The organism is Anoxybacillus sp. TBDG-1 (assembly GCF_054815885.1).
In genome coordinates, this window is the sequence record NZ_JBTZSY010000017.1 from 47,475 (window position 1) to 48,791 (window position 1,317).

At 41.1% G+C, this 1,317-nt stretch carries 1 protein-coding gene and 1 riboswitch; the gene reads right to left on the bottom strand.

Annotation, left to right across the window (positions count from 1 at the left end):
• Positions 1-203 precede the first annotated feature (203 nt).
• Positions 204-863, bottom strand: coding sequence for a phosphate signaling complex protein PhoU (phoU, locus tag ACYQY7_RS07125; RefSeq protein ID WP_461201384.1), 660 nt, complete (start codon positions 861-863; stop codon positions 204-206).
• 295 nt (positions 864-1,158) lie between these two features.
• Positions 1,159-1,203: riboswitch (PreQ1 riboswitch) on the top strand.
• Positions 1,204-1,317 lie beyond the last annotated feature (114 nt).

Genomic DNA, 1,317 nt, shown 5'->3' on the forward strand with positions numbered 1-1,317 from the left:
ATCTTTTGTGGCCATACGTTGTTCGATGCTCGCGATATCGTCTTTTGTGGCCATGTGTTCGCGCATCAACGCGAGTTCATCGAAAATACGTTTTAGCATTTCATCCACTTTCGCTCACCTCCCCCGACACGATTATATCACCAGATCATAAAAAAATCGACAAATAAAAAAGATGCCTCAAATGACATGAGGCACCGAAACGGTTAATAATTTAAATCCATGCGAATGCCTTTGACGCTATATAAAATATTTTCGGCGATGTTTGTCACATGGTCGCCAGCGCGCTCTAAATTGCGCGTCACAAACGACAATTGTGTAATTTGGTTCGTAAATTCTGGTTTTTCCCTCATTAAATCAATTAATTCTTGAATAATTTTTCCTTGTAATTCGTCAACGCGGTCATCTTCGAGCGCGATTCGTTTTGCTTCTTCAATATCATCGTTATGGAACGCGTGAAGTGCATGTTCTAACATCTCATTGACGATCGCTGCCATTTCAGGAATGTGAACGATCGGTTTTACATGTGGCTCTGTGCCAATAAATTTAACCGATTTTGCGATATTGACAGCAATGTCGCCAATACGCTCGACATCTGATGAAATTTTAAGAGCGACAATTAACCGCCGTAAGTCAGATGCGACTGGTTGTTGTTTTAAAATCGTCATAATCGCAAGCTCGTTAATTTCTCGTTCAAGCTCGTTAATTTTTTTATCGTTTTCAATAATTTCCTCCGCTTTCGTGACATCTTGCGTTTTTAACGCTTCAATCGATTCATGGAGCGCCTGTTGAGATGCAGATACCATCGTCATTAATTTTTCGCGTAGCTGTTGAAGTGCCGCGTCAAAAGTAGAACGTTTTGTCATATTGAATCACCTAACTTTTTTGAAAGATAAGAAAGTATAAAATTTCAGATTTAGGGAGCTGTCTAGCTCCAAGCGCCATCGGCTCGAGTCGCTCCGCCCCACACTGCGGCGGCGACAGCCTCCTCGGTGGGGCTTGTGCGCTCTTCGCCGATAGGCGGGCGCTTTGCGCCTTTCTTGTTGTTATTATATCCTGAAAACTGTTCACAAATAAAGCATAATTTTTTTGTAGAATGAATATACGTTTTATGATATATTGTTAGGCGTACAATTTGAAGAAGAATTCTACGCCACTTGCGTAGGAGAGGTTCTAGAACACCCTCTATAAAAAAACTAGGGATCGCTATGTCCTTAGGGGGTATAGCGTTTTTGTTTTAGAACGCTCTTTCTTCTCATCATGTAAGAAAGTCCTGCGGTAATATGTCAAGGTGAAACATCATCGAAATTGGAAATTTGA

What these genes read in the sequence shown, in the direction of transcription:
- phoU (WP_461201384.1), bottom strand. Translation starts at nt 863, where the DNA reads ATGACAAAACGTTCTACTTTTGACGCGGCACTTCAACAGCTACGCGAA.